This window comes from Polynucleobacter sp. 78F-HAINBA, from assembly GCF_018882325.1.
GTDB lineage: Bacteria > Pseudomonadota > Gammaproteobacteria > Burkholderiales > Burkholderiaceae > Polynucleobacter.
In genome coordinates this window covers 187419-210716 of record NZ_JACVOQ010000002.1, presented here as the reverse complement: position 1 = coordinate 210716, position 23298 = coordinate 187419, and the positions used below count along the sequence as shown (strand labels likewise).

23 protein-coding genes are annotated in these 23298 nt (G+C 46.1%); 17 read left to right on the top strand and 6 right to left on the bottom strand.

Annotation, left to right across the window (positions count from 1 at the left end; translation table 11 throughout):
• Positions 1-4 precede the first annotated feature (4 nt).
• The 3 genes from ICN11_RS03150 to ICN11_RS03140 all read right to left on the bottom strand — a co-directional run bounded on the left by ICN11_RS03150 (position 5) and on the right by ICN11_RS03140 (position 2594).
• On the bottom strand, positions 5-463 hold the full coding sequence (locus ICN11_RS03150; protein WP_216229106.1) for a RidA family protein: 459 nt from the start codon (positions 461-463) through the stop codon (positions 5-7).
• A 64-nt stretch (positions 464-527) separates the two neighbouring features.
• Positions 528-1703: a VWA domain-containing protein gene (locus ICN11_RS03145; RefSeq protein WP_216229105.1), complete on the bottom strand. Its 1176-nt coding sequence runs from the start codon at positions 1701-1703 to the stop codon at positions 528-530.
• A gap of 33 nt (positions 1704-1736) precedes the next feature.
• Positions 1737-2594 carry a MoxR family ATPase gene (locus ICN11_RS03140; RefSeq protein WP_216229104.1) on the bottom strand — a complete coding sequence of 286 codons (858 nt, stop codon included), beginning with the start codon at positions 2592-2594 and terminating at the stop codon, positions 1737-1739.
• 156 nt (positions 2595-2750) lie between these two features.
• Here ICN11_RS03140 and ICN11_RS03135 point away from each other — a divergent pair, with 156 nt between their 5' ends.
• Positions 2751-3125, top strand: coding sequence for a cytochrome c (locus ICN11_RS03135; RefSeq protein WP_370623592.1), 375 nt, complete (start codon positions 2751-2753; stop codon positions 3123-3125).
• A 17-nt stretch (positions 3126-3142) separates the two neighbouring features.
• Positions 3143-3487, top strand: a complete 345-nt coding sequence (locus tag ICN11_RS03130) for a cytochrome c (RefSeq protein WP_216229103.1) — start codon at positions 3143-3145, stop codon at positions 3485-3487.
• Positions 3488-3575: 88 nt separating this feature from the next.
• On the opposite strand, the gene ICN11_RS03125 is transcribed toward ICN11_RS03130, so the two are convergent.
• A complete protein-coding gene (locus tag ICN11_RS03125; protein ID WP_216229102.1) occupies positions 3576-4214 on the bottom strand; it encodes a GntR family transcriptional regulator in 639 nt (212 codons plus the stop codon).
• A gap of 96 nt (positions 4215-4310) precedes the next feature.
• On the opposite strand from ICN11_RS03125, the gene scpA reads away from it, so the two are divergent.
• Genes scpA through ICN11_RS03085 form a run of 8 tightly spaced genes read left to right on the top strand, consistent with a single transcriptional unit; the run spans position 4311 to position 13455 of the window.
• The gene (gene scpA, locus ICN11_RS03120; protein WP_216863133.1) at positions 4311-6506 is read left to right on the top strand and encodes a methylmalonyl-CoA mutase; all 2196 of its coding nucleotides are present in this window, start codon (positions 4311-4313) and stop codon (positions 6504-6506) included.
• Between the two features lie 22 nt (positions 6507-6528).
• Positions 6529-7554 carry a methylmalonyl Co-A mutase-associated GTPase MeaB gene (gene meaB, locus ICN11_RS03115; RefSeq protein ID WP_216229101.1) on the top strand — a complete coding sequence of 342 codons (1026 nt, stop codon included), beginning with the start codon at positions 6529-6531 and terminating at the stop codon, positions 7552-7554.
• 9 nt (positions 7555-7563) lie between these two features.
• Positions 7564-9096, top strand: coding sequence for an acyl-CoA carboxylase subunit beta (locus ICN11_RS03110; RefSeq protein WP_015421081.1), 1533 nt, complete (start codon positions 7564-7566; stop codon positions 9094-9096).
• 26 nt (positions 9097-9122) lie between these two features.
• Complete coding sequence (gene accC, locus ICN11_RS03105) at positions 9123-11147, top strand: acetyl-CoA carboxylase biotin carboxylase subunit (protein ID WP_216229188.1); 2025 nt, start codon at positions 9123-9125, stop codon at positions 11145-11147.
• Between the two features lie 8 nt (positions 11148-11155).
• Entirely contained in the window at positions 11156-11620 is a 465-nt protein-coding gene (locus ICN11_RS03100; RefSeq protein WP_216229100.1) for a VOC family protein, read from the top strand.
• 17 nt (positions 11621-11637) lie between these two features.
• A complete protein-coding gene (gene tsaB, locus ICN11_RS03095) occupies positions 11638-12360 on the top strand; it encodes a tRNA (adenosine(37)-N6)-threonylcarbamoyltransferase complex dimerization subunit type 1 TsaB (protein WP_255539866.1) in 723 nt (240 codons plus the stop codon).
• Positions 12353-12898 (top strand): ribosomal protein S18-alanine N-acetyltransferase, encoded by a 546-nt coding sequence (rimI, locus tag ICN11_RS03090; protein WP_216229099.1) that lies wholly within the window; start codon positions 12353-12355, stop codon positions 12896-12898. The genes tsaB and rimI overlap by 8 nt, the downstream gene beginning before the upstream one ends.
• Before the next feature lie 2 nt (positions 12899-12900).
• Positions 12901-13455: a hypothetical protein gene (locus ICN11_RS03085; protein ID WP_216229098.1), complete on the top strand. Its 555-nt coding sequence runs from the start codon at positions 12901-12903 to the stop codon at positions 13453-13455.
• Positions 13456-13464: 9 nt separating this feature from the next.
• On the opposite strand, the gene lplT is transcribed toward ICN11_RS03085, so the two are convergent.
• A complete protein-coding gene (gene lplT, locus ICN11_RS03080) occupies positions 13465-14784 on the bottom strand; it encodes a lysophospholipid transporter LplT (RefSeq protein WP_216229097.1) in 1320 nt (439 codons plus the stop codon).
• 74 nt (positions 14785-14858) lie between these two features.
• Here lplT and alr point away from each other — a divergent pair, with 74 nt between their 5' ends.
• Entirely contained in the window at positions 14859-15959 is a 1101-nt protein-coding gene (gene alr, locus ICN11_RS03075) for an alanine racemase (protein ID WP_216229186.1), read from the top strand.
• A gap of 38 nt (positions 15960-15997) precedes the next feature.
• On the opposite strand, the gene ICN11_RS03070 is transcribed toward alr, so the two are convergent.
• Positions 15998-16870 (bottom strand): outer membrane protein assembly factor BamD, encoded by an 873-nt coding sequence (locus ICN11_RS03070; protein WP_216229096.1) that lies wholly within the window; start codon positions 16868-16870, stop codon positions 15998-16000.
• A 20-nt stretch (positions 16871-16890) separates the two neighbouring features.
• On the opposite strand from ICN11_RS03070, the gene ICN11_RS03065 reads away from it, so the two are divergent.
• The 6 genes from ICN11_RS03065 to rimO all read left to right on the top strand — a co-directional run bounded on the left by ICN11_RS03065 (position 16891) and on the right by rimO (position 23232).
• Positions 16891-17931: an RluA family pseudouridine synthase gene (locus ICN11_RS03065; RefSeq protein WP_216229095.1), complete on the top strand. Its 1041-nt coding sequence runs from the start codon at positions 16891-16893 to the stop codon at positions 17929-17931.
• Positions 17915-18688: a peptidoglycan editing factor PgeF gene (pgeF, locus tag ICN11_RS03060; RefSeq protein ID WP_216229094.1), complete on the top strand. Its 774-nt coding sequence runs from the start codon at positions 17915-17917 to the stop codon at positions 18686-18688. The genes ICN11_RS03065 and pgeF overlap by 17 nt, the downstream gene beginning before the upstream one ends.
• A gap of 108 nt (positions 18689-18796) precedes the next feature.
• Positions 18797-20431, top strand: coding sequence for a class I poly(R)-hydroxyalkanoic acid synthase (gene phaC / locus ICN11_RS03055; RefSeq protein WP_216229093.1), 1635 nt, complete (start codon positions 18797-18799; stop codon positions 20429-20431).
• A gap of 21 nt (positions 20432-20452) precedes the next feature.
• Entirely contained in the window at positions 20453-21193 is a 741-nt protein-coding gene (locus ICN11_RS03050) for a 3-ketoacyl-ACP reductase (protein ID WP_216181466.1), read from the top strand.
• Between the two features lie 117 nt (positions 21194-21310).
• A complete protein-coding gene (gene phaR / locus ICN11_RS03045; protein WP_216229092.1) occupies positions 21311-21871 on the top strand; it encodes a polyhydroxyalkanoate synthesis repressor PhaR in 561 nt (186 codons plus the stop codon).
• Positions 21872-21873: 2 nt separating this feature from the next.
• Positions 21874-23232 carry a 30S ribosomal protein S12 methylthiotransferase RimO gene (gene rimO, locus ICN11_RS03040; RefSeq protein ID WP_216229091.1) on the top strand — a complete coding sequence of 453 codons (1359 nt, stop codon included), beginning with the start codon at positions 21874-21876 and terminating at the stop codon, positions 23230-23232.
• Positions 23233-23298: the final 66 nt, after the last annotated feature.

Below are 23298 nucleotides of genomic sequence, written 5' to 3'. Positions count from 1 at the left end.
TTTTTTAAATCTCAGCAATCAGCTCGATTTCAACGCAAGCACCCAAAGGGATTTGCGCCACACCAAATGCACTGCGTGCATGCTTACCGGCATCGCCAAATACTTCAAAGAGCAGTTCTGAGCAGCCATTCACAACCAAGTGTTGCTCAGTAAACTCGGAGGTGGAGTTGACTAGCCCCATCACTTTCACAATACGCTTCACTTTGTCTAGAGAACCCAAGTGATTTTGTAAGGTGGAAATTAAATCAATCGCAATTGACTTAGCTGCAGCTTTTCCGGTCTCTGTATCCATATCCTGACCAAGCTTACCTACCCAAGGCTTACCATCTTTCTTGGCAATGTGGCCAGACAGAAAAACAGTGTTGCCGGAAGTGGCTGCCATGACATAAGCGGCAGCAGGGGGACCAGGCGGGGGTAGATTAATACCAAGAGTTTTGAGACGATCGCTAATGTGGTTTGTCATAGGTTTTTATTAAGAATTTAAAAAGAATAAATAGATACAGGTGGTTAATGTAAATCTTACTGGATTACTTTGATAGTTGACGCATGGCATTTTCAAGACCATTCAAAGTCACGGGGTACATGCGGTCTTTCATTAAGCCCTTCATGATGTCAATGGATTGACGGTACTGCCAGACTGATTCTGGCTCCGGATTGAGCCAAGCAAAGTGGGGGAAGTGATCAATCAGGCGATTGATCCAGGCTGCACCAGTTTCTCGATTGTTGTATTCCACTGATCCGTTAGGGCTCAGAATTTCATAAGGAGACATAGTGGCGTCCCCAATGAAAATCAGTTTGTAGTCGGGCCCATACTTATTAATAATGTCTTGAGTAGCCGTCACTTGGTCTCGTCTGCGACGATTGCTTTGCCAGAGGTGTTCATATACGCAGTTATGAAAGTAGTAATACTCCAAGTGCTTGAATTCAGTTTTGACGGCGGTAAACAATTCAGAAATCCGCTGAATGTGGTCATCCATTGATCCACCGACATCCATTAACAATAAGACTTTGACTTGATTGTGACGCTCAGGTCGCATTTGGATATCAAGCATCCCTGCATTTGCTGCAGTTGAATGAATGGTCTTATCGAGATCCAATTCAAGACTGGAGCCTTCTCTAGCAAACCGTCGTAAGCGACGTAATGCCATTTTGATATTGCGTGTGCCTAGACTGAGATCGCTGTCGTAATCTTTAAACTCGCGCGCTTCCCAAACTTTAATGGCCGTACGATTACCAGCACTTTCACCACCAATGCGAATACCCTCTGGGTGATAGCCGCTATGACCAAATGGGGATGAACCTCCAGCGCCAATCCACTTGTTGCCACCACCGTGCCATTCCTTTTGTTCCTTCATGAGTTCTTGAAGGCGTTTCTGCAACTCCTCAGGACCGCCTAATTTTTTGAGCGCCGCTTTTTCTTCTTCAGTTAATACGCGCTGTAATTTTTTCTCAAGCCAGTCAAGTGGAATGTATGGGGCTAAGGCCATGATTTGCTCTACGCCATTAAAGTAAGAGCCAAAGACTTGATCAAAGCGATCAAAGTGCTGCTCATCCTTTACCAAAGTCATGCGCGCTAACTGGTAAAACTCATCAATCGAAGGTTCAATGATGCCTTCCTTTAAAGCTTCCAATAAAGTTAAAAATTCTCGAACAGAAACTGGCACCTTGGCCTCTTTGAGCTGGAGAAAAAATTGAATCAACATGATTCAGCTATTGCAGTATGGAAGAGCGTGAGATCAGCGGTGATTGCGGTTCATCATGACGAGACGTTCAAACAAGTGAATGTCCTGTTCGTTTTTCAGAAGTGCACCATGTAACGGTGGAATCGCAATCTTGTCTTCACTGCTATAAAGGGCCTCAGCTGGAATATCTTCTGCTAGCAATAGCTTTAACCAATCGATTAATTCAGAAGTAGAGGGTTTCTTTTTTAAGCCCGGCAGTGATCTGATTTGATAGAACGATTTAAGAGCTGCATCCAGCAACTCTTGTTTGATGTTGGGATGGTGGACATCCACAATGCTTTGCATGGTTCCAGCATCTGGAAACGAGATGTAATGAAAAAAGCAGCGACGCAAAAATGCATCCGGCAATTCTTTTTCATTGTTTGAGGTAATGATGACAAGAGGGCGGTGCTTTGCTTTAATGAGCTCCCTGGTTTCATATACATAGAACTCCATACGATCAATTTCTCGTAATAGATCGTTTGGAAATTCGATATCTGCTTTATCAATCTCATCAATTAACAGTACAACTGGCTCATCCGCTTCAAATGCTTGCCAAAGGACGCCTTTAACAATGTAGTTGCGTATGTCATTTACTTTTTCATCGCCAAGCTGGGAGTCTCTCAGTCTGCTAACGGCATCGTATTCATAAAGTCCTTGCTGCGCCTTGGTGGTCGACTTGATGTGCCATTGCATGAGGGGCATATTCAATGCTGCGGCAACTTCCTCGGCCAGCATCGTCTTGCCTGTACCTGGTTCGCCTTTAATTAAAAGAGGGCGCTGCAGTTGAATTGCGGCATTTACTGCCAATTTCAGGTCATCGGTAGCTACATAGCTTTGGGAGCCATCGAAGCGGGATTTGGTCTTAGTCATCTCTAGGGCAATCAATTTGTCTTTAAATAGCGTTCAAGTATAGGTAAAAGGGCTGATATTTTCAGTGTTTTCACTGATTTCAAGCTCTGAAATGGTGGATCTGCTCCTGTCTCCGCTATACTCTGAGCAAATTGATCTAAATCAAACTCGTTAATGATGATTTCTATGAAAAAACACCTCATTCTTTCCCAATTGACCCTCTGCGCTGGTTTGGCTTTTGCCGGACTTAACGCTCAAGCTCAAGACGTCAAAGGCTCTGCTCAGGCTGGACAAGGCAAGGTTTGGCTTTGTATTGGTTGCCACTCCATTCCTGACTACCGCGCTGACTATCCTTTGGTTTACAAGGTCCCAATGCTAGGCGGCCAAAATGCTGCTTACATAGCTAGCTCTTTGTCTGCTTACAAGAAGGGCGAAAGAAAGCATCCAACGATGCGTTCAATTGCTGCCAGCTTGTCTGATCAAGACATGGCTGATCTTGGCGAATACTATGCTGCGCAAACTGCCAGCTCACCAAATAACCCATTGAAGTGATATTTAGAGGCACGTTTATGAAATTCGCACTAATTACCGCCATTTTGTTATCCAGCATCGGTCTAGCTCAAGCAGCTAGCGCTGAAAAAGGTCAAGCACTTGTAGAGAAGGCTAATTGCGCCTCTTGCCATGGTGCCGGGCTAAATGCTCCAATCCTGCCTGCTTACCCAAAGTTAGCTGGCCAGTATTCTGATTACCTCTACTACGCATTAAAGGCGTACAAAGTAGGGAATGGAAATGCTCAATACGGTCGCAATAACGCCATTATGGGTTCCCAAGTCCAGGCATTCTCTGATGCCGACATGCATGACATTGCCGCTTATATCGCTTCATTGCCAGGAAATTTCGTAGTTAAGAAGTAATCCAGCAATTCTTGCCGCATAAGCAAAAAGGCTTAGGTTAATCACCTAAGCCTTTGTTCTTTATGGGCTTTCGGGTTTTCCTATGCCTTTATTTTGTTGCCTCAAGCCCTCTGGTGAGGTGTTTTCGCATGGCCAGCTCTGCTGCTAGGGGATCTCTTTTGAGTATTGCCTGAAGAATCTCACGATGCTCCACGAGTGAACTTAATAAACGTCCGCTTCTGGTCAAGGAATCTCGTCTTTGAAGCTTTAGCACCTTACGAAGGTCCTCAATCACGCCATTCATCCACTTATTGCCAGCGATTTCTTGGATCAGATCATGAAATTTGACGTTAATTTCGAAAAATTGCTCTGTATCACGATCTGCTGCAGCTTTTTCTAGACGGTGATGCAGGTTATCAAGTTGTGTGAGCTGTGCTTCAGAAGCCTTTATGGCTGTCTCTTTTGCTGCCTGACCCTCTAGTAAAGAGAGGACGGTAAAGATTTGTTCTAGATCCCGGCGATCAACTTCGGTGACATAGGCACCTTTATTCATCTTTGTAGTCACCAGGCCCTCAGAGGCTAAGACCTTGATTGCTTCACGCATTGGTGTACGCGAGATGCCAAAGGCTATCGCTAAGCTTTGCTCGTCAAGCCAGCTCCCGGGCGCCAGTTCATGGGAAAAGATCTGCTCGCGTAGTCGCTCAGCTACATCTTCATATAAGGGTCTGTTAATTAGTTTTGTATTCATAATTATGTATACAGTATCTAGACAAATTTAAAAATGTCAAGCAAAATAGCCCTATAAATTTAGCAACAATGTAATAAAGCCAACCGGGAGTGCTTTATGAGTACAAGTGAAAAAAAGTCAGCATCGAATTCATCCAATACATGGCCTAATGTGCCCGATAGCAATTTAGATGCTTGGAAAAAGTCAGCACAAAAGTCGGCGCCAAATGGTGATGTCGATAAATTAGGTTGGCAAACGCCTGATGGAATTCATCTCAAGGCTTTGTATACGGCCGAAGATACTGAAGGACTTCAATACACACATTCATTGCCAGGATTTGAGCCATTTGTCCGCGGACCTCAGGCAACCATGTACTCAGTACGTCCTTGGACTATTCGTCAATACGCTGGTTTCTCAACTGCAGAAGAATCTAATGCGTTTTATCGCAAGGCGCTAGATGCAGGTGGCCAAGGTGTTTCCGTTGCTTTTGACTTGGCTACCCATCGCGGCTATGACTCTGATCATCCACGCGTGACTGGCGACGTTGGTAAAGCTGGTGTAGCAATTGATTCTGTAGAAGACATGAAGATTTTGTTTGATGGCATTCCATTAGACGAAGTATCCGTTTCAATGACGATGAACGGCGCCGTATTACCTGTGTTGGCTGGTTATATTGTTGCCGGTGAAGAACAAGGTGTTAAGCAAGAGCTGCTATCAGGCACGATTCAGAATGACATTCTGAAAGAGTTCATGGTGCGCAACACTTACATCTACCCACCAGAGCCTTCGATGCGCATCATCGGTGACATCATTGAATACACCGCCAAACACATGCCGAAATTTAACTCGATCTCGATTTCGGGTTACCACATGCAAGAGGCTGGTGCGAACCAAGTTCTCGAATTGGCATTCACATTGGCTGACGGTAAAGAGTATGTAAAAACTGCATTAGCCAAAGGCCTGGATGTCGATGGCTTTGCTGGCCGCCTTTCATTCTTCTTCGCTATTGGTATGAACTTCTATTTAGAGGTTGCCAAGTTGCGTGCTGCGCGCCTCTTGTGGTGGCGCATCATGAAGTCATTTGAGCCAAAGAATCCAAAATCACTGATGTTGCGTACGCATTGCCAAACATCGGGCTGGTCTTTAACTGAGCAAGATCCGTATAACAACGTTGTTCGTACAACGGTTGAAGCCATGGCAGCAGTATTTGGCGGCACCCAATCCTTGCACACGAATTCATTTGATGAAGCGATTGCTTTGCCATCTGAATTCTCTAGCCGTATTGCCCGTAATACTCAGTTAATTCTTCAAGAAGAAACGCACATCACTAGCGTGATTGATCCATGGGCTGGCTCTTACATGATGGAGAACCTCACCCAAGAGATGGCTGATAAAGCCTGGGAAATTATTCAAGAAGTAGATGCCATGGGTGGCATGACTAAAGCCGTGGAAAGTGGTTGGGCTAAGCTGAAGATTGAAGCTGCAGCTGCTGAGAAACAAGCCAAGATCGACTCTGGTTCTGATGTCATCGTCGGCGTTAATAAATACAAGCTCGGTAAAGAAGACTTAGTTGATGTCTTGATGATTGACAACGATAAGGTTCGTGAAAGCCAAGTTGCACGATTAAAAGATATCAAGGCGAAGCGCGACTCCAAAAAAGTTGAAGCTGCATTAGAAGCATTAACAAAAGCCGCAGAAGAAAACACTGGCAACTTGTTGGAGTTGGCTGTACAAGCAATTCGTTTGCGCGCCACGGTTGGTGAAGTTTCTGATGCATTAGAAAAAGTTTACGGGCGCCATCGCGCCGATACTCAAAAGGTGACTGGTGTGTATGCAGCTGCTTACGACTCAGCAGAAGGCTGGGAAAAATTGAAGGTAGAGATTGCTGATTTCGCAAAAGACTTTGGTCGTCGCCCACGCGTGATGATTGCGAAGCTTGGCCAGGATGGTCATGATCGTGGCGCAAAAGTAGTTGCAACTGCTTTTGCTGACTTGGGCTTTGACGTGGATATTGGACCGCTGTTTCAGACTCCTGAAGAGTGTGCTCGCCAAGCAATCGAAAATGACGTTCACGCTCTAGGAATCTCTACTTTGGCTGCGGGACATAAGACTTTGGTGCCGGCCATTATTGCTGAGTTGAAAAAGCAGGGCGCTGACGACATTATTGTTTTCGTTGGCGGTGTGATCCCAAGACAGGATTACGACTTCTTGTATGAGGCGGGTGTGAAGGGTATTTATGGCCCTGGTACTCCGATTCCGGCATCAGCCAAGGATGTGCTTGAGCAGATTCGTAAATCTGTAAAGCCAGAGTAATTTAAAGATCGAAGACATCAGCATGCTAAATGCAGTTGACCAAGCTTTGGTGAATGATCTCACCGGTGCACCATCATCGGCGCAGCGTCGGGCCTTGGCCAAGATCATCACCTTGCTTGAATCTACTCGCATGGATCATCGTAAGCGTGCGGATGATGTCCTCAATACCTTATTGCCAAAGACAGGCAAATCATTTCGCCTGGGAATCTCTGGTGTGCCTGGAGTTGGGAAATCCACCCTAATTGAAACTCTTGGTTTGTATCTAATTGAGAAGGGGCATCGTGTTGCCGTTCTAGCCATTGATCCTTCTTCCAGTCTATCTGGCGGCTCGATATTGGGCGATAAGACGCGGATGGAGAGGTTATCAGTACTAGATAAGGCCTTTATTCGTCCGAGCCCATCATCTTGCACATTAGGCGGCGTTGCTGAGAAAACGCGTGAAGCGATGTTGGTTGCTGAAGCCGCAGGATTTGACATTGTGATTGTTGAAACCGTTGGTGTTGGTCAAAGTGAAATTGCAGTTGCTGGCATGACAGACATGTTCTTGCTATTGCAATTACCCAATGCTGGCGACGACCTGCAGGCGATTAAAAAAGGCGTCATGGAAATTGCCGATCTGATTGTGATCAACAAGGTTGATATCGATCCAGACGCCGCTATGCGCGCACAATTATTTATTACGAGCTCTCTACGCCTTTTGGGTTTTCAGGGCAACCCAGATCACGCCTCGCACGATCAAGAGTATTGGCATCCTACGGTAATGACCTTAAGCGCTCTAGAGGGTAATGGCGTATCTGAATTGTGGGAAAAAATTCTGCATTTTCAGAAACTGCAAAACGCGAATGGCAAATTGCAATCGCGCCGTAAACAGCAGGCTGGAGCATGGATGTGGGATCGCATTGATGCTGGCCTTAAGAATGCTTTTCAGAATCACCCAGCAGTACAAACACTTTTACCTGGTCTGAGTGCCGAGGTAAATCAAGGAACCATGGCCGCTTCTGTTGCTGCGAGACGTTTACTCGAAGCAATGGGACACGAATTTTTCTAAGGAGTAGTTATGAAGGAAATCATTCAACAGCTTGAAGCAAAGCGCGAACTTGCCAGATTAGGTGGCGGGCAAAAGCGTATTGCCGCTCAACATTCCAAAGGCAAGCTTACTGCACGCGAGCGTATTGAACTCTTGCTAGATGCTGGCACCTTTGAAGAGTGGGATATGTTCGTTGAGCATCGTTGCCACGATTTCGGCATGGCTGACCAAACTGTTCCAGGTGATGGTGTTGTTACTGGTTACGGCATGATTAATGGCCGCTTGGTATTTGTATTCTCACAGGACTTTACTGTCTTAGGTGGCTCTCTTTCAGAGGCGCATGCCGAGAAGATTTGCAAGATCATGGACCAAGCGCTCAAAGTTGGCGCTCCAGTGATTGGTTTAAATGACTCTGGTGGCGCACGTATTCAAGAGGGTGTAGCTTCCTTAGGCGGCTATGCTGAGATTTTCCAGCGCAATGTGACTGCCTCTGGCGTGATTCCTCAAATCTCTTTAATCATGGGTCCATCAGCTGGTGGCGCTGTGTATTCACCAGCACTCACTGACTTCATCTTCATGGTGAAGGACAGCTCTTACATGTTTGTGACTGGCCCAGAAGTGGTTAAGACAGTGACGCATGAGGATGTTACTGCAGAAGAGTTGGGTGGTGCGGTAACTCATTCCACTATTTCAGGTGTATGTGATTTGGCTTTTGATAATGACGTTGATGCCATCATGATGCTCCGTCGTTTCTTCAACTATTTGCCTTTATCTAATCGCGAAAAGCCACCCATGATCAATGGGGCGCAGCGCACTGAAGAGCCTGATTTCTCACTTGATACATTGGTGCCAAGCAATCCAAATCAACCTTACGATATGAAAGAGTTGATTGAGAAGATTGTTGATGATGGCGAATTTTTCGAACTCCAACCTGATTACGCAAAGAACATCTTGATCGGTTTTGCGCGCATGGAAGGTCGCTCAATTGGTATCGTTGCTAACCAGCCTTTAGTTTTGGCAGGTTGCTTAGATATCAAAGCATCTATTAAAGCTGCTCGTTTTGTTCGCTTCTGTGACGCCTTCAATATCCCTGTTGTCACATTGGTTGACGTGCCTGGATTTATGCCTGGTACATCGCAAGAATACGGCGGCATCATTAAGCATGGTGCGAAGTTGCTTTACGCCTATGCTGATTGCACCGTTCCTAAAGTGACGCTGATTACACGTAAAGCCTATGGTGGAGCCTATGACGTGATGGCCTCTAAGCATTTACGTGGCGACGTGAACTTCGCTTGGCCTTCTGCTGAAATTGCAGTAATGGGCCCTAAAGGTGCCGTTGAAATTATCTTCCGTGAAGAAAAATCGGATCCAGCAAAAATTGCCGCACGTGAAGCTGAGTACAAAGCGAAGTTTGCAAACCCATTTGTGGCAGGTCGACGTGGCTACATTGATGATGTGATTTTGCCGCATGAGACACGTAAGCGTATCTCACGTTCTTTGGCGATGCTGAAAGATAAAGAACTCACAAACCCACCACGTAAACACGGCAACATTCCCCTCTAAGGCGCCGACAAATCATGACTACGAAAATGTTTAAGAAAATTTTGATTGCAAACCGCGGTGAGATTGCTTGCCGTGTAATGAAAACCGCCAAGAAGATGGGCATCAAGACGGTAGCCGTCTATTCTGAGGCGGATAAAGAGGCGCGTCATGTGCAAATGGCTGATGAAGCGGTTTGTATTGGGCCGGCTCCTTCACGCGAGTCCTACTTAGTCATGGATCGCATTATTCAGGCTTGTAAAGACACTGGCGCTGAAGCGGTTCATCCAGGCTATGGTTTCTTATCTGAGAACGAACAGTTTGCTAAACGCTGCGAAGAAGAAGGTATTGTATTTATTGGACCAAAGCATCAGTCTATTGCAGCCATGGGCGATAAGATCGCCTCCAAAAAGCTTGCTTTAGAAGCTAATGTTAATACCATTCCTGGCTACAACGAAGCGATTGATACAACTGAAGAAGCAGTCAAGATCGCCCAAGGCATCGGTTACCCGGTGATGATCAAGGCATCAGCAGGCGGTGGTGGCAAGGGCTTGCGTGTTGCATTTAATGATAAAGAGGCTGCTGAAGGCTTTGCTGCCTGTAAAACAGAGGCAATGAATAGCTTTGGTGATGACCGTATCTTCATTGAAAAGTTTGTTGAAGGCCCTCGCCATATTGAGATTCAGGTTCTAGGTGATTCACATGGCAACGTGGTGTATTTGGGTGAGCGTGATTGTTCGATTCAGCGTCGCCATCAAAAAGTGATTGAAGAGGCCCCATCACCATTTATTGATCCGGCAACCCGCAAGGCAATGGGTGAGCAAGCCGTTGCTTTGGCAAAGGCTGTGAACTATCAATCTGCCGGTACAGTCGAGTTCGTGGTTGGTAAAGACAAGTCTTTCTACTTCCTCGAGATGAATACCCGCTTGCAAGTGGAGCATCCAGTAACCGAAGGGATTACCGGCTTGGATTTAGTTGAGCAAATGATTCGTGTAGCTGCAGGTGAGAAGCTGGCATTTAAGCAGGAAGATATTAAGCTTGATGGCTGGTCAATGGAGTGCCGTATTAATGCTGATGATCCATTCCGTAACTTCTTGCCATCTACTGGCCGATTAGTGAAATATCGTCCACCAGAGGAGTTGGATGGTGTACGCGTAGACACTGGCGTCTATGAGGGCGGCGAGATCCCGATGTACTACGACTCGATGATTGCGAAGTTGATTGTTCACGGCAAGGATCGCACTGAAGCTATTGAGAAGATGCGTGCTGCACTGAATGACTTTGTCATTCGTGGCATTCATTCAAACATTCCTTTTCAGGCAGCGCTTTTACAGCATCCACGATTTGTATCAGGTGACTTTACTACCGGCTTTATTGCTGAAGAGTATCCAGATGGTTTCAAAAAGGATTCTGTTCAGCCAGCTGATCCGAAGCGTTTAGCAGCCTTAGCAGCATTTATGCGCTATCGCTACCTTGAGCACATCAAGATGATTGACGGCCAATTGGCCGGGCATGAAATGACGATTGCGAAGAAGTTTGTCGTGGTTACTGGCTCACGAGTAGGTTCAAGCGAAGAGATTCAAGAGATTCCTGTTCGCGTTGATCTGAAAGATGGCGTCTACTCTGTCTACATAGAAGAAGAGAGCGATGTTAGTCGTTACAACATCGTTAGCAATTGGCGTCCAGGTGAGCTTTGCCTACGTGCAACCATCAATGGCACGCACAAGATCACTGCACAAGTAGAGCGTAAAGGTGTTAAATACGCACTTGTCTTAGATGGTGCGCATTACGAATGTATGGTCTTAAGCCCTCTAGGTGCTGAACTTCAACGTCGCATGTTGGTTAAGGTTCCGCCAGATACTTCAAAGTTAGTCATGTCTCCAATGCCTGGTCTATTGACCAATATTTCTGTGAAGGTTGGCGAAGCAGTTACTGCCGGTCAGAAATTGGCTGCCATTGAAGCCATGAAAATGGAAAACACACTCGTTGCTGGACAAGACGGCGTTGTTGCCGAGATCTGCGCCAATGTTGGTGAAAGCTTGGCAGTTGATCAGTTGATCATTCGTTTTGAATAAGGCTGGTTATGACTAAACCATTCAAGATTTTAGGAATTCAGCAAATTGCTATCGGTGGCGAGAATAAAGATCGCCTCCGTAAGCTTTGGGTTGAGTTATTGGGCTTTGAATACAAGAGTACTTTTGTCTCTGAGCGTGAAAACGTCGATGAAGATATTTGCGCGATTGGCAAAGGGGCTCATGAGATTGAAGTTGATCTCATGCAACCCTTCGATATTGAAAAGAAGCCTGCTGTTCATCAGACCCCTTTAAATCACATTGGCCTATGGGTAGACGACCTACCAAAGGCTGTTGAATGGTTGTCGGCTCAGGGTCTGCGTTTTGCCCCAGGCGGTATTCGTAAGGGTGCTGCGGGGCATGACATCACCTTTGTTCACCCGAAGGGCAATGAGGAGTTTCCGTTCTGTGGTGAGGGCGTATTGATTGAGCTAGTTCAGGCGCCACCAGATATCATTGTGGGTCTGAGTTCATAGAATCTAGAGAGTCTAAATTGACCCGTATATTGGCCATCGACACCTCCTCAGCTTGGTGTTCGGTGGCTTTATCTTTACCTGATGCCGCGCCTTTAGTTCGCCACCAAAAAGTGTCGGCTGGCGCTAGCCAGCTCTTATTGCCTTGGGTGGAAGCGTTGCTATCCGAAGCTTCGATAGAGCTTTCCGCTTTAGATGCAATTGCGATTGGTAATGGCCCTGGAGCTTTCACGGGGGTGCGCTTAGGTGTTGCTGCTGTTCAGGGGCTCGCTATTGCGACAAGGCTGCCAGTTTTACCTGTAGCGAGTCTAGATGCCATTGCTAGTCAACTCGTTCTAACTCCAGCATTTATTTCTTCGGGGGCTCAATCATTTGTCATTGCAGTTGATGCCCGCATGGAAGAGGTTTATTGGGCTAGCTACAAGATTCTGGCCAATCAATTGCCTCAGCGGCAGGGAGAAATACATCTGACGCCACCAGAGGCATTGGAGCTTTCAAATATTGATTTTCTAGCGGGCAGTGCGCTTCTAGAATTTGGTGATCGACTATTTACCAACACTTCACATCCATTAGCCAGTACTCATCTTGATTCCGCTATCGGAGTGAATGCTCTAGGCGTTTTGGCTTGTGCGGAGGAAATGTGGGGTAAAGGCCTGCAGCAAGATGTACATCTACTGGAGCCTCTATATATTCGAAACAAGGTGGCATTGACTACTGCGGAACGAATTCAGCAACATGGTTGATAACATCGATTCCTTGCACTCCAGTACCGAAGGAGTATCAGAGCTCTCATTTCTACCCATGACGGTAGCAGATTTAGATTCTGTTCTAGCCATTGAATCTGTTTCGCACATTCATCCATGGACAAAGGGTAATTTTTCAGATTCACTTGCTGCTGGTCATTGGGCATACTGTGTGCGACCTCAATTGACAGATACAGTTAAGGGTAGTTATTTGGATCCAGAAGTGCTTTGGTCTTACTGCATTTTATTTCCGGCGGTAGATGAGTTGCATCTCCTGAACATTACCGTTTCTCCAAAATTGCGTCGTCTAGGTATTGGCATAAAAATGATGAATGCAATCGAGGGTGTAGCAGCGCAGCAAAAAATGCCTCGGATTATTCTTGAGGTTCGCCCCAGCAACGATGCAGCCTTAAAACTATATCAAAGCCTGGGATACGAACAGATTGGTTTGCGCAAAAACTATTACCCAGTTGATGCGGCAAGCGGATTGCGTGAAGATGCTCTGGTTTTGGCTAAATCGATTAAGCTTGAGGCATGAACATGAGTGCAAATTCTGCCTTTCTGAAAGAGATGGGTATTACCGAGTGGACTTCACGGGATGCTATTCCAGCGCAAACTCAAGTAATGGCTTCTGCAGAAGTGCTTACCCAGGATGCTGATCCACTGGCTACTTCAGCCCCTGTTGCCTCAGAAGCACGCGAGCGAACCTCTTCTGGAATATGGTGGTTTTTTGGTAGCAAACCTCAAGGTGACGCAGAAGTGCTTTTTCAGAACATCATTCGTGTTCTGGGTTTAACCCCACAAGAATGGTCTTGGAAAAATCCTGCGGATAAGTTCAATCCGGAATTGTTGCCGCAAGATGGAGCTCCGATAGTTGCTGTAGCTTTTGGTGGCTCAGCCGCTCAAAAATTATCGGGTGAACGTGATGCTCTTCCAGAGCTTCGCGAAACAGTCTTAGCTATTAATGCTGATGGCGCAGAGGATCTACCGCTGATTGCGACTTTTGAGTTAAATCAATTGATTGCTAGACCAAAAGATAAGGCGCTATTTTGGCAGGATTTATTGCTTGCTAAATCAGTATTGCAAAATATCTAAGCCTTCCGCTTAGTGCTTGTGCTCGCCAATTAAATGCATTGAGTCATATTCAGCTTGATTGGAAGCATGACGTTTAATCACTAGCCACATAATTGCGCTTACAGCGACACCAAAGCCAATAATTACCGCCTGAATCGGAGCATCCAGCCAAATTAATCCAGAGTAGATTAAGAGCATCATCAACACTGAAATATTTTCATTAAAGTTTTGCACGGCAATGGAATGACCGGCAGACATCAGAACGTGCCCACGATGTTGAAGCAGTGCGTTCATTGGCACCACGAAGTAACCAGCCAGCCAACCAACCAATATCAATAAGAAATAAGCTGGCAATAGGTTTAGGGAGATCTCAAACTTACCAATAGTCCAAAGCGTTGTATTGGGCAGCATGTCTGAGTTGTAGATTGCCATGACGCAGACCACAAGACCCATGGCAATGCCATAAGGAAGGACTTTGAGGGAGCTACGTAGAGGTACGCGCCAAGCTGCCCAAACAGCCCCTCCGGCAACGCCAACCGCAGAGATTGCCTGAAGAATCGCTCCTTGGGATAAGGTCATATGCAAGGCAACTTGAGCCCACTTAATCACAATAAACTGCAAGGTAGCGCCAGCACCCCAAAATAGGGTGGTCACTGCCAAGGAGATCTGTCCAAGGCGATCATCCCAGAGGGTCTTAAAGCAAACAGCAAAATCTTTTACCAACTCAATCGGATTGGTTTTCTGGGACTCATAGCGCGCCCCGGTATCTGGAATGCGTAAATTGATTAGGGCAGCCAGCACATAAATCATCATGATGATCATGATTGCTGATTCTGCGGCAGTATCAATGCTGGTCTCAAGGATGGGCATATCAAACCCCAAAAGACTTTGGGATACAGACTTGCTAATCAGGACACCCCCAAGTACGGTGCCCATAATGATCGAGCCTACGGTAAGGCCTTCAATCCACCCATTGGCTGCAACCAGCTTTTCCGGGGGGAGTAGCTCGGTCAGGATGCCGTATTTGGCTGGTGAGTAGGCAGCAGCCCCAAGGCCAACAATGGCATAGGCCAGCAAAGGGTGGCTGCCAAAGAGCATTACTACGCAGCCAAAAAACTTAATCGTATTGGTGATGAACATGACATTGCCCTTGGGCCGGGAGTCAGCAAAGGCCCCCACAAAGGCTGCCAGCAATACATAAGAGAGAACGAAGAATAATTTGAGTAAAGGAGTCATCCAGGCCGGAGCGTTAAGCTGGACCAAGAGGGCGATTGCTGCGATCAGCAATGCGTTATCAGCAAGCGACGAAAAAAATTGCGCCGCCATAATGATGTAAAAACTACGGTTCATTCGTACAATCTAGTCATTAATGTAATTAAAACATGAAAGGAGGGGTGGATATGAGCTCGTCGGCTAATCGCTTGATAAATAGGCCAATTTTGGCAACTATACACACTGATGCCTTTCGTCATAATTTAGGTCGTATTCGTGAACTCGCCCCGGAATCCAAAATCTGGTCGGTTGTAAAGGCTAAATCCTATGGGCACAGTCTTGAGGCCGCATTTAAAGGGCTGGAGTCTACCGATGGTTTTGCCTTGCTGGATATTGCAGATGCACAATGGCTCAGAGATCATGGGTGGGAAGGCCGCATCCTGCTTTTGGAGGGCCTTTTTAGTCAAGAAGAGCTTGAGTTAGCAAGTAAGCTCCGATGTGATTTGGTGGTTCATAGTGAGAAGCAAGTCGCATGGCTGGAGTCTTTTGTTAATCATTCGGGTCACCCAATCAATCTCTTTTTGAAGCTGAATTCCGGCATGAATCGCCTTGGCTTTAGGCCGGAGCAATACCGGACAGCTTTTCACCGCCTACATGCGGCTGGTTATCACCTTCATCACATGACCCATTTTGCTAATGCAGATCAAGTCGATCAAGCGCCATCGGTAGGTGAGCAGCTGGACTGTTTTGAGCAAGCAATTGAGGGCTTGGAAGCTCCAAGCTCCTTAGCGAATTCAGCGGCAATACTCTGGCATCGCAATGCGCTAGGTGATTGGGTTCGCCCAGGAATTATGTTGTACGGCGTTTCACCTACTGGAGTGCATGCCGACATTGTTCGTTCTGAACTTCAAGCAGTTATGCAGCTCCGCAGTGAAATCATCGACATTCAAGAATTAAAGAAGGGTGATCATGTTGGCTATGGTGGCCGCTACCAAGCTCCGGAAGATATGCGTATCGGTGTAATTGCTTGTGGCTATGCTGATGGCTACCCGCGTCATGCGGAAGATGGCACACCAGTTTGGGTTGATGCTGCTGATGCACAAGGTGACGGCGTGATTTGTCCGATTGTTGGGCGTGTATCAATGGACATGCTAACGATTGATTTGCGTGAAGCACCCAATGCCAAAATCGGTAGTGTGGTTGAGCTATGGGGTCAAGAAGTGCCGGTGGACGATGTGGCTCAGATGAGCGGAACCATTGGCTATGAACTTATTTGCGCATTGGCACAACGGGTGCCCGTAGTAATCAAGTAAGGCGCTGTGCTACTTGATAGCACGCACCTTATTTAAATTTACTTATTCCAGATCTGCCACCAACGGCGCTCTTTTTGAACGCGTTGGCCAGTAACCATCATCTGGCTATCAGGGAAGTTGAGCTTGAATACGCGCAGCGAATCATTACTCAAGTCAGTCATGCCTAGCTTCTCATAAGACTTCGTTAGAAGGTAGAGCGCTTCTTCAACAGCAGGTGCGCGATCGTAATCACGAATAACAAGTTGCGCTCTATTGGCCGATGCTAGATAGGCGCCACGTTGATAGTAGAAGCGAGCAACAATCACGTCAGCCTCTGCTAAAGAGTTCACGATATAGCGCATACGATCCAAAGAGTCGGGCGCATATTTACTATCAGGGAAACGCTCAACAACGACTTTGAATGATTCAAAAGCTTCCTTAGCTGCCTTAGGATCTCGCTCACTTAAATCTTGTCCGGTAAATTTACCAAGCCAACCCAGGTCATCATTAAAGCTAATCAAGCCCTTGAGGTAGTAGCCGTAATCTAAATTTGGACTTCCTTGATGAAGCTTAATGAAGCGATCGATGGCAACTTGAGCTTGCGCTTGTTCTTGTGCTTTCCAGTAGCAATAGGCTGCATTAATTTGCGCTTGCTGAGAATAGGGGCCAAAAGGGAAGCGTCCCTCTAGCTTTTCAAAGTACTTGCCGCACTTTGCATAATCAGCATCTTTCAGTTTGTCGGTTGCCTCAGAGTAGAGCTTTGTTTCTGACCAAATATCCGCATCATCTTTTTGACCGTCACTACCAGCGCACCCACTGAGAACTAAGCATGCAACGCCAGCTCCAACAAATAGGGAAACAAGTGATTTCCTAGAAGATGACCCAACAGTGGCAGCAAGCCTTAAACTGGCGTCTGTAATAACGTCCGACATAACTAAAAGGCTCTTTAAGCGTGGCATTGCCGCATACTCCCGATTCGAATCCCATTGATTATATCGATGATGAGGATTTCATTGCCCTAGAAGTTCCCCCTGAGGTCAGTGGAGAGCGTTTGGACAAGTTCCTTGGTGGTGCTTTGCCTGATTATTCGCGAAATCGACTTAAGGCCTGGGTTGAGGCTGGGGCCGTTACGGTTGATGGAAAGGTCACTAAAGTCCGCCATTTGCTCCGTGGAAGCGAGAGTATTAAGGTCTTTCCACAAGAAATGCCGGAACAATTTGCTTTTGCACCAGAAGATATCCCCTTAGATGTCGTTTATGAGGATGACACGGTCATTGTCATTAATAAGCCCGCTGGCCTAGTGGTCCATCCTGCAGCTGGTAATTGGACGGGCACTTTGTTAAATGGCCTATTACATCGCTTTCCAGAGCTAAAACTGCTCCCAAGGGCCGGAATTGTGCACCGCTTGGATAAAGATACCTCTGGATTAATGGTGGTGGCCCGCACGGATATCGCCCAAACCTCCCTGGTAAGGCAGCTACAGGAGAGAACAGTAGGTCGACGTTATCTCGCTTGGGTTTGGGGTGATGCCCCATCACAGGGCAAGGTATTAGCAAGCGTTGGCCGTGATCAGCGTGATCGCCTCAAAATGGCAGCTGGCTCACCCCAGGGCAAGCCTGCAGCAACACTATTTCGACGCTTGGCTAAAGGCGTTTTTGCTGAAAGTCCTACGGCTTTGCTGGAGTGCCGACTAGAGACAGGCCGCACCCATCAAATTCGGGTTCACTTGGAATCCTTGGGTTTTCCACTTTTAGGTGATCCTGTTTATCGCAAACGTACCCCTGGCGCAGCTAAGACATTGCCTTTAAATCGCCAGGCATTGCATGCTTACGCTCTTAGTCTGCAACACCCAGCAACGCATGAAGTGATGACCTGGTTTAGGCTACCCCCACAAGATTTAATCGATTTATTGCCACTGGTGGGTATGACTGAGGAAGATCTGCCTAAAGAAGAGGCGCTAATGGCATCCATCAAAAATGATCAACGCAATTAATCTGATTGAGCCGAGCTGGGTTGCACCGCAGCAAGTAAGGGCCTTTTGTACAACTCGCCATGGCGGTGTCAGCAAGTCACCATTTAATACTCTCAACCTTGGGTTGAATGCGGGCGATGATTCGGCGGATGTTCTCCAAAACCGCATCATCGTTAGATCACATCTTCCAACTGAACCACTTTGGCTTAAACAGATTCATGGTGCGACTGTAAGCACTCCAATCAACAGGAACGCTTCCAGTGGCAGACCATTTGAGGCAGATGCTGCCGTCACCAATATTCCAAATGAGGTCCTAGCGATTCTGACTGCGGATTGCATGCCGGTATTGTTTGCAAGCAAGAGTGGGGGAGTTATTGGGGCAGCACATGCTGGTTGGCGTGGTTTAAGTGGTAGTGTTCTTGAAAATACCCTTCAAGAAATGCTTGCCATATCACCAGGCTTGAGTCCAAAAGATATTGTTGTGTGGATGGGTCCCGCCATAGGTCCAACCGCATTTGAGGTGGGTGAAGATGTGCTGCAGGCTTTCGCTCCCCAAGGCCTAGATATTCTGTCAAAGGCATTTACGCCAATTGTTGCTAGCCCCGGAAAGTACCTGGCAAACTTATATTTACTAGCCCGAGATCGTTTGCGCTCATTGGGTATCGAGCAAATTGATGGTGGCGACTTTTGCACCTTCAACGATTCAGAGAGATTCTTTTCTTATCGCAGAGATAAAGAAACCGGCCGTTTTGCTTCCTTGATTTGGATATCTGCCTAGACATAAACTCGGGGTTATTACTAGCTTAGCCCTAGGGCTAGGGTTAGTGCGTATAACCCTTCCAGCCTGATAGATGGAGAATGGTCTCAATAACTTTACGAGATCATTATGTTTGCAGGTATGAATACAGGTGTTGCGCCATCATTGGCTCCACACCACATGGCGTTAATTCCACCAGAGCGTTTGGCAGAAATTCAAAAAGAATACTTCGCCGAATTTGCGCACCTTGGAACCAATCCAGAATCTATTGAAGTAAAAGATCGTCGCTTCTCTGGGAAGGCTTGGCATTCGTCTTGGAGCAAGATGATTGCCGCAACTTATTTGTTGAACTCTAAGCATTTGCTATCTCTTGCCAAAGCAGTTGATGCAGATGAAAAAACTAAGGTCAAAATTTTATTCACCACAGAGCAAATGATTGATGCCTTATCCCCGTCGAACTTTATCGCAACCAATCCTGAGGTTCTTGAAAACATTATTAGCTCACAGGGTCAGTCTATTCAAAATGGAATAGTGAACTTGCTTGGGGATTTGAAAAAAGGCAAAGTTTCATTAACCGATGAAAGTGCTTTTGAAGTTGGAAAGAATATTGCAACAACTGAAGGTCAGGTGGTATTTCGCAATGATCTCTTTGAGTTGATTCAATACACGCCACTGACTGACACAGTCTATGAGCGCCCATATTTAATGGTGCCACCCTGTATTAATAAGTACTACATATTGGATTTGCAACCTGATAACTCTGTTGTGCGTTACATGGTTGAGCAAGGCCATACTGTTTTCTTGGTTTCCTGGAAAAATCCTGATGCCTCCATGTCTAAAGTTACCTGGGATGATTACGTCGGCGAAGGTGTCATTAAAGCAATTGAGGTAACCAGGGAAATTGGAGCGACGGATCAGATTAATGTGCTCGGCTTCTGCGTTGGTGGAACATTAACTTCCACTGCATTAGCTGTATTAGCAGCTCGTAAAAAAGATTACGTTGCCAGCTTAACCTTACTCACCACGCTATTGGACTTCACCGATACCGGCATTCTGGATGTCTTTATTGATGAGGGCATGGTCAAGTTACGAGAAAGCACTATTGGCGGTGAGGGCGGTCATTTCGGCATGATGTCTGGATTGGATCTTGGTAATACATTCTCTTTCTTACGTCCAAATGATTTGGTGTGGAACTATGTTGTTGAGAATTACTTAAAGGGAAATTCTCCACCGCCATTTGATTTGCTCTATTGGAATGGTGACTCTACCAATTTGCCCGGTCCAATGTACTGCTGGTATCTACGCCATACCTATCTACAAAATGAATTGATTAAACCAGGCAAGCTTACCGTGTGTGGTGAAAAGGTTGACTTAGGCAAAATCACGGTCCCAGCTTATATTTATGCATCGCATGATGACCATATCGTGCCCTGGAAATCGGCTTATGAATCTACCCATATTTTGAAGGGCAAGAATCGATTTGTCTTAGGAGCGTCAGGACATATTGCTGGAGTGATTAATCCACCAGCAAAAAATAAGCGTCATTATTTTGAAAACAATAAGTTAGCTAAGACAGCAGATGAGTGGTTAGCTGCAGCTAAAGATATTAAGGGTAGTTGGTGGCCTAACTACGCTCAATGGTTAGAACAATTTGGTGGCAAAAAAATTAAAGCTAGCAAAACGTTCGGTAATGCACAGTACAAAAAACTAGGAGCGGCACCTGGTAAGTACGTGAAAGAAAAAGTATCCGCAGCTGCTCAATAATATTTTCATAAGGGGTAATACATGTCTCAAAAAATTGCATACGTAACTGGTGGTATGGGTGGCATTGGCACTGCTATTTGTCAACGTCTCGCCAAAGATGGCTTTAAAGTTATCGCTGGTTGCGGTCCAAACTCCCCGCGTAAAGATCGCTGGATTGGCGAGCAAAAAGCTCTGGGTTATGACTTCATTGCTTCTGAGGGTAACGTTTCCGATTGGGACAGTACTGTTGCTGCATTCGATAAAGTTAAAGCTGAAGTAGGGCGTGTTGATGTTTTGGTGAATAACGCTGGTATTACTAAAGACAGCGTCTTCCGCAAAATGACTCCAGAGCAGTGGAAGGCAGTGATTGATACCAACCTCAATTCTTTGTTCAATGTGACCAAGCAAGTAGTTGATGGCATGGCTGATAACGGATGGGGTCGCATTATCAATATCTCATCAGTAAACGGTCAGAAGGGCCAGTTTGGTCAATCTAACTACTCCACAGCTAAAGCAGGTTTGCACGGATTTACGATGGCCTTGTCACAAGAGCTGGCCTCTAAAGGCGTTACTGTAAATACAGTTTCTCCTGGTTATATTGGTACAGACATGGTCAAGGCTATTCGTGAAGATGTTCTAGAGAAGATTGTTGCTGGTGTTCCAGTGAAGCGTTTGGGTACTCCAGAAGAGATTGCTTCCATTTGCTGCTGGATCGCCTCTGACGATGGTGGTTATGCCACTGGTGCTGATTTCTCCTTGAATGGGGGTCTGCATACGGGCTAAACACCTTAAAAATGCAGTTTTAGTAGTGTGCTCATCGGCATATTTACCTTTAGGTCAAACTAGGGATAAACTATGCCGATGTTGCATTGCAGTACCGAGAGTTAGGAAAAAAATTACATGGCCACACGTTCAAAAAAAGCCGGCGATAGCCGCTTGATCAAGAAATACCCCAATCGTCGTTTATATGACACCCAAACCAGCACCTATGTCACGCTGGCTGATATCAAAAATTTAGTAATGGCTGGCGATGCTTTTAGCGTTGTTGATGCAAAAACTGAAGATGATTTAACGCGCAATATCTTGCTACAAATTATTTTGGAAGAAGAGGCTGGCGGAGCGCCGGTATTTTCAACTCAAATGCTTTCTCAAATCATTCGCTTTTATGGAAACTCCATGCAAGGTTTGATGGGTAGCTATCTTGAAAAGACTATGCAGTCCTTTGTTGATATTCACAATAAGTTAGGCGATCAAACTCAAGGCTTAGGTGCTGGTAGTACCCCTGAGGCGTGGGCCAAGATGATGAACCTTCAAAACCCAATGATGCAGGGTTTGATGGGTAACTACATGGAGCAAAGCAAAGATTTATTTGTGAAGATGCAAGAACAAATGCAAAACTCCCCAACCATATTTAAAGGTTTCCCATTTCCAGGTCAGCCTAACTCAACAGAAAAAGAATAGTTGTGGCGGGTAAAGTTGGTTTTGTTTCCCTGGGATGCCCCAAGGCGCTGGTTGATTCTGAGCTCATCCTCACGCAATTAAGTGCCGAAGGTTACGAAACTTCCAAGGATTACTCAGGCGCAGATCTTGTGGTTGTTAATACGTGTGGCTTTATTGACTCTGCTGTTGAGGAAAGTCTTGCTGCGATTGGTGAGGCCTTATCCGAGAATGGCAGGGTGATTGTTACGGGCTGTCTTGGTGCTCGTAAAAATGCTGATGGTAGTGATCTTATTCAGAGTATTCACCCTAAAGTCCTTGCTGTTACTGGCCCACATGCCACGCAAGAGGTGATGCAGGCTATTCATTTGCATCTGCCAAAACCTCACGATCCATTTACTGATTTACTACCGCCGATTGGTGTGAAGCTCACGCCAAAGCATTATGCGTACCTTAAGATTTCCGAAGGTTGCAATCATCGTTGCACTTTCTGCATTATTCCTAGTTTGCGCGGTGATCTTATTTCGCGTCCGATTGGTGAAGTGCTGCTTGAGGCTAAAAAATTATTTGAGTCCGGCGTAAAAGAATTATTGGTTGTTTCTCAAGACACGAGTGCTTATGGTGTAGATATTCAATACCGTACTGGGTTTTGGGATGGCAAACCAGTCAAGACACGCATGTTTGATTTGGTAAATGCTTTAAATCAAATTGCCAGAGAGCATCAAGCTTGGGTTCGCCTACATTACGTTTACCCATACCCACATGTTGATGATGTTCTACCTTTAATGGCCGAGTTCTCTGATCATGGTTATGGCGTACTTCCTTATCTAGACATTCCTTTGCAACACGCGCATCCAGATGTGCTTAAGCGCATGAAGCGTCCTGCTAGCGGGGAAAAGAATTTAGAGCGCATTCAGGCATGGCGTGCTGCATGTCCAGATTTGGTAATTCGTAGCACTTTTATTGCGGGCTTTCCTGGTGAAACTGAGGAAGAGTTTGAGTATCTTTTGAATTTCCTGGGTGAGGCTCAAATAGATCGTGCCGGTTGTTTCGCTTATTCACCGGTTGATGGTGCAACTGCCAATGCCTTGGATAACCCAGTTCCAGATGCATTGCGCGAAGATCGCCGAGCCCGCTTTATGGCCAAGGCTGAGGAAATCTCGACCAAACGACTTGCTAAAAAAATAGGCAAACGTATTCAGGTCATCATAGACCGCGTGGATGAATCGGGTGGAATTGGCCGAACTATTGGCGATGCCCCTGAAATTGATGGTTTAGTGCGGGTTTTACCCCCTAGCAAGCCTTCTAAGCGCTATCGTGCCGGTGAAATCATCAAAGTGACGGTGATTAGCTCCCAAGGGCATGACCTAATAGCCGAAACTTGACTATTGGAATAAAAATAGTGTTTTGACCTGTTATCAGGGTCATTATTTTGCCTAATTAGGTACCGT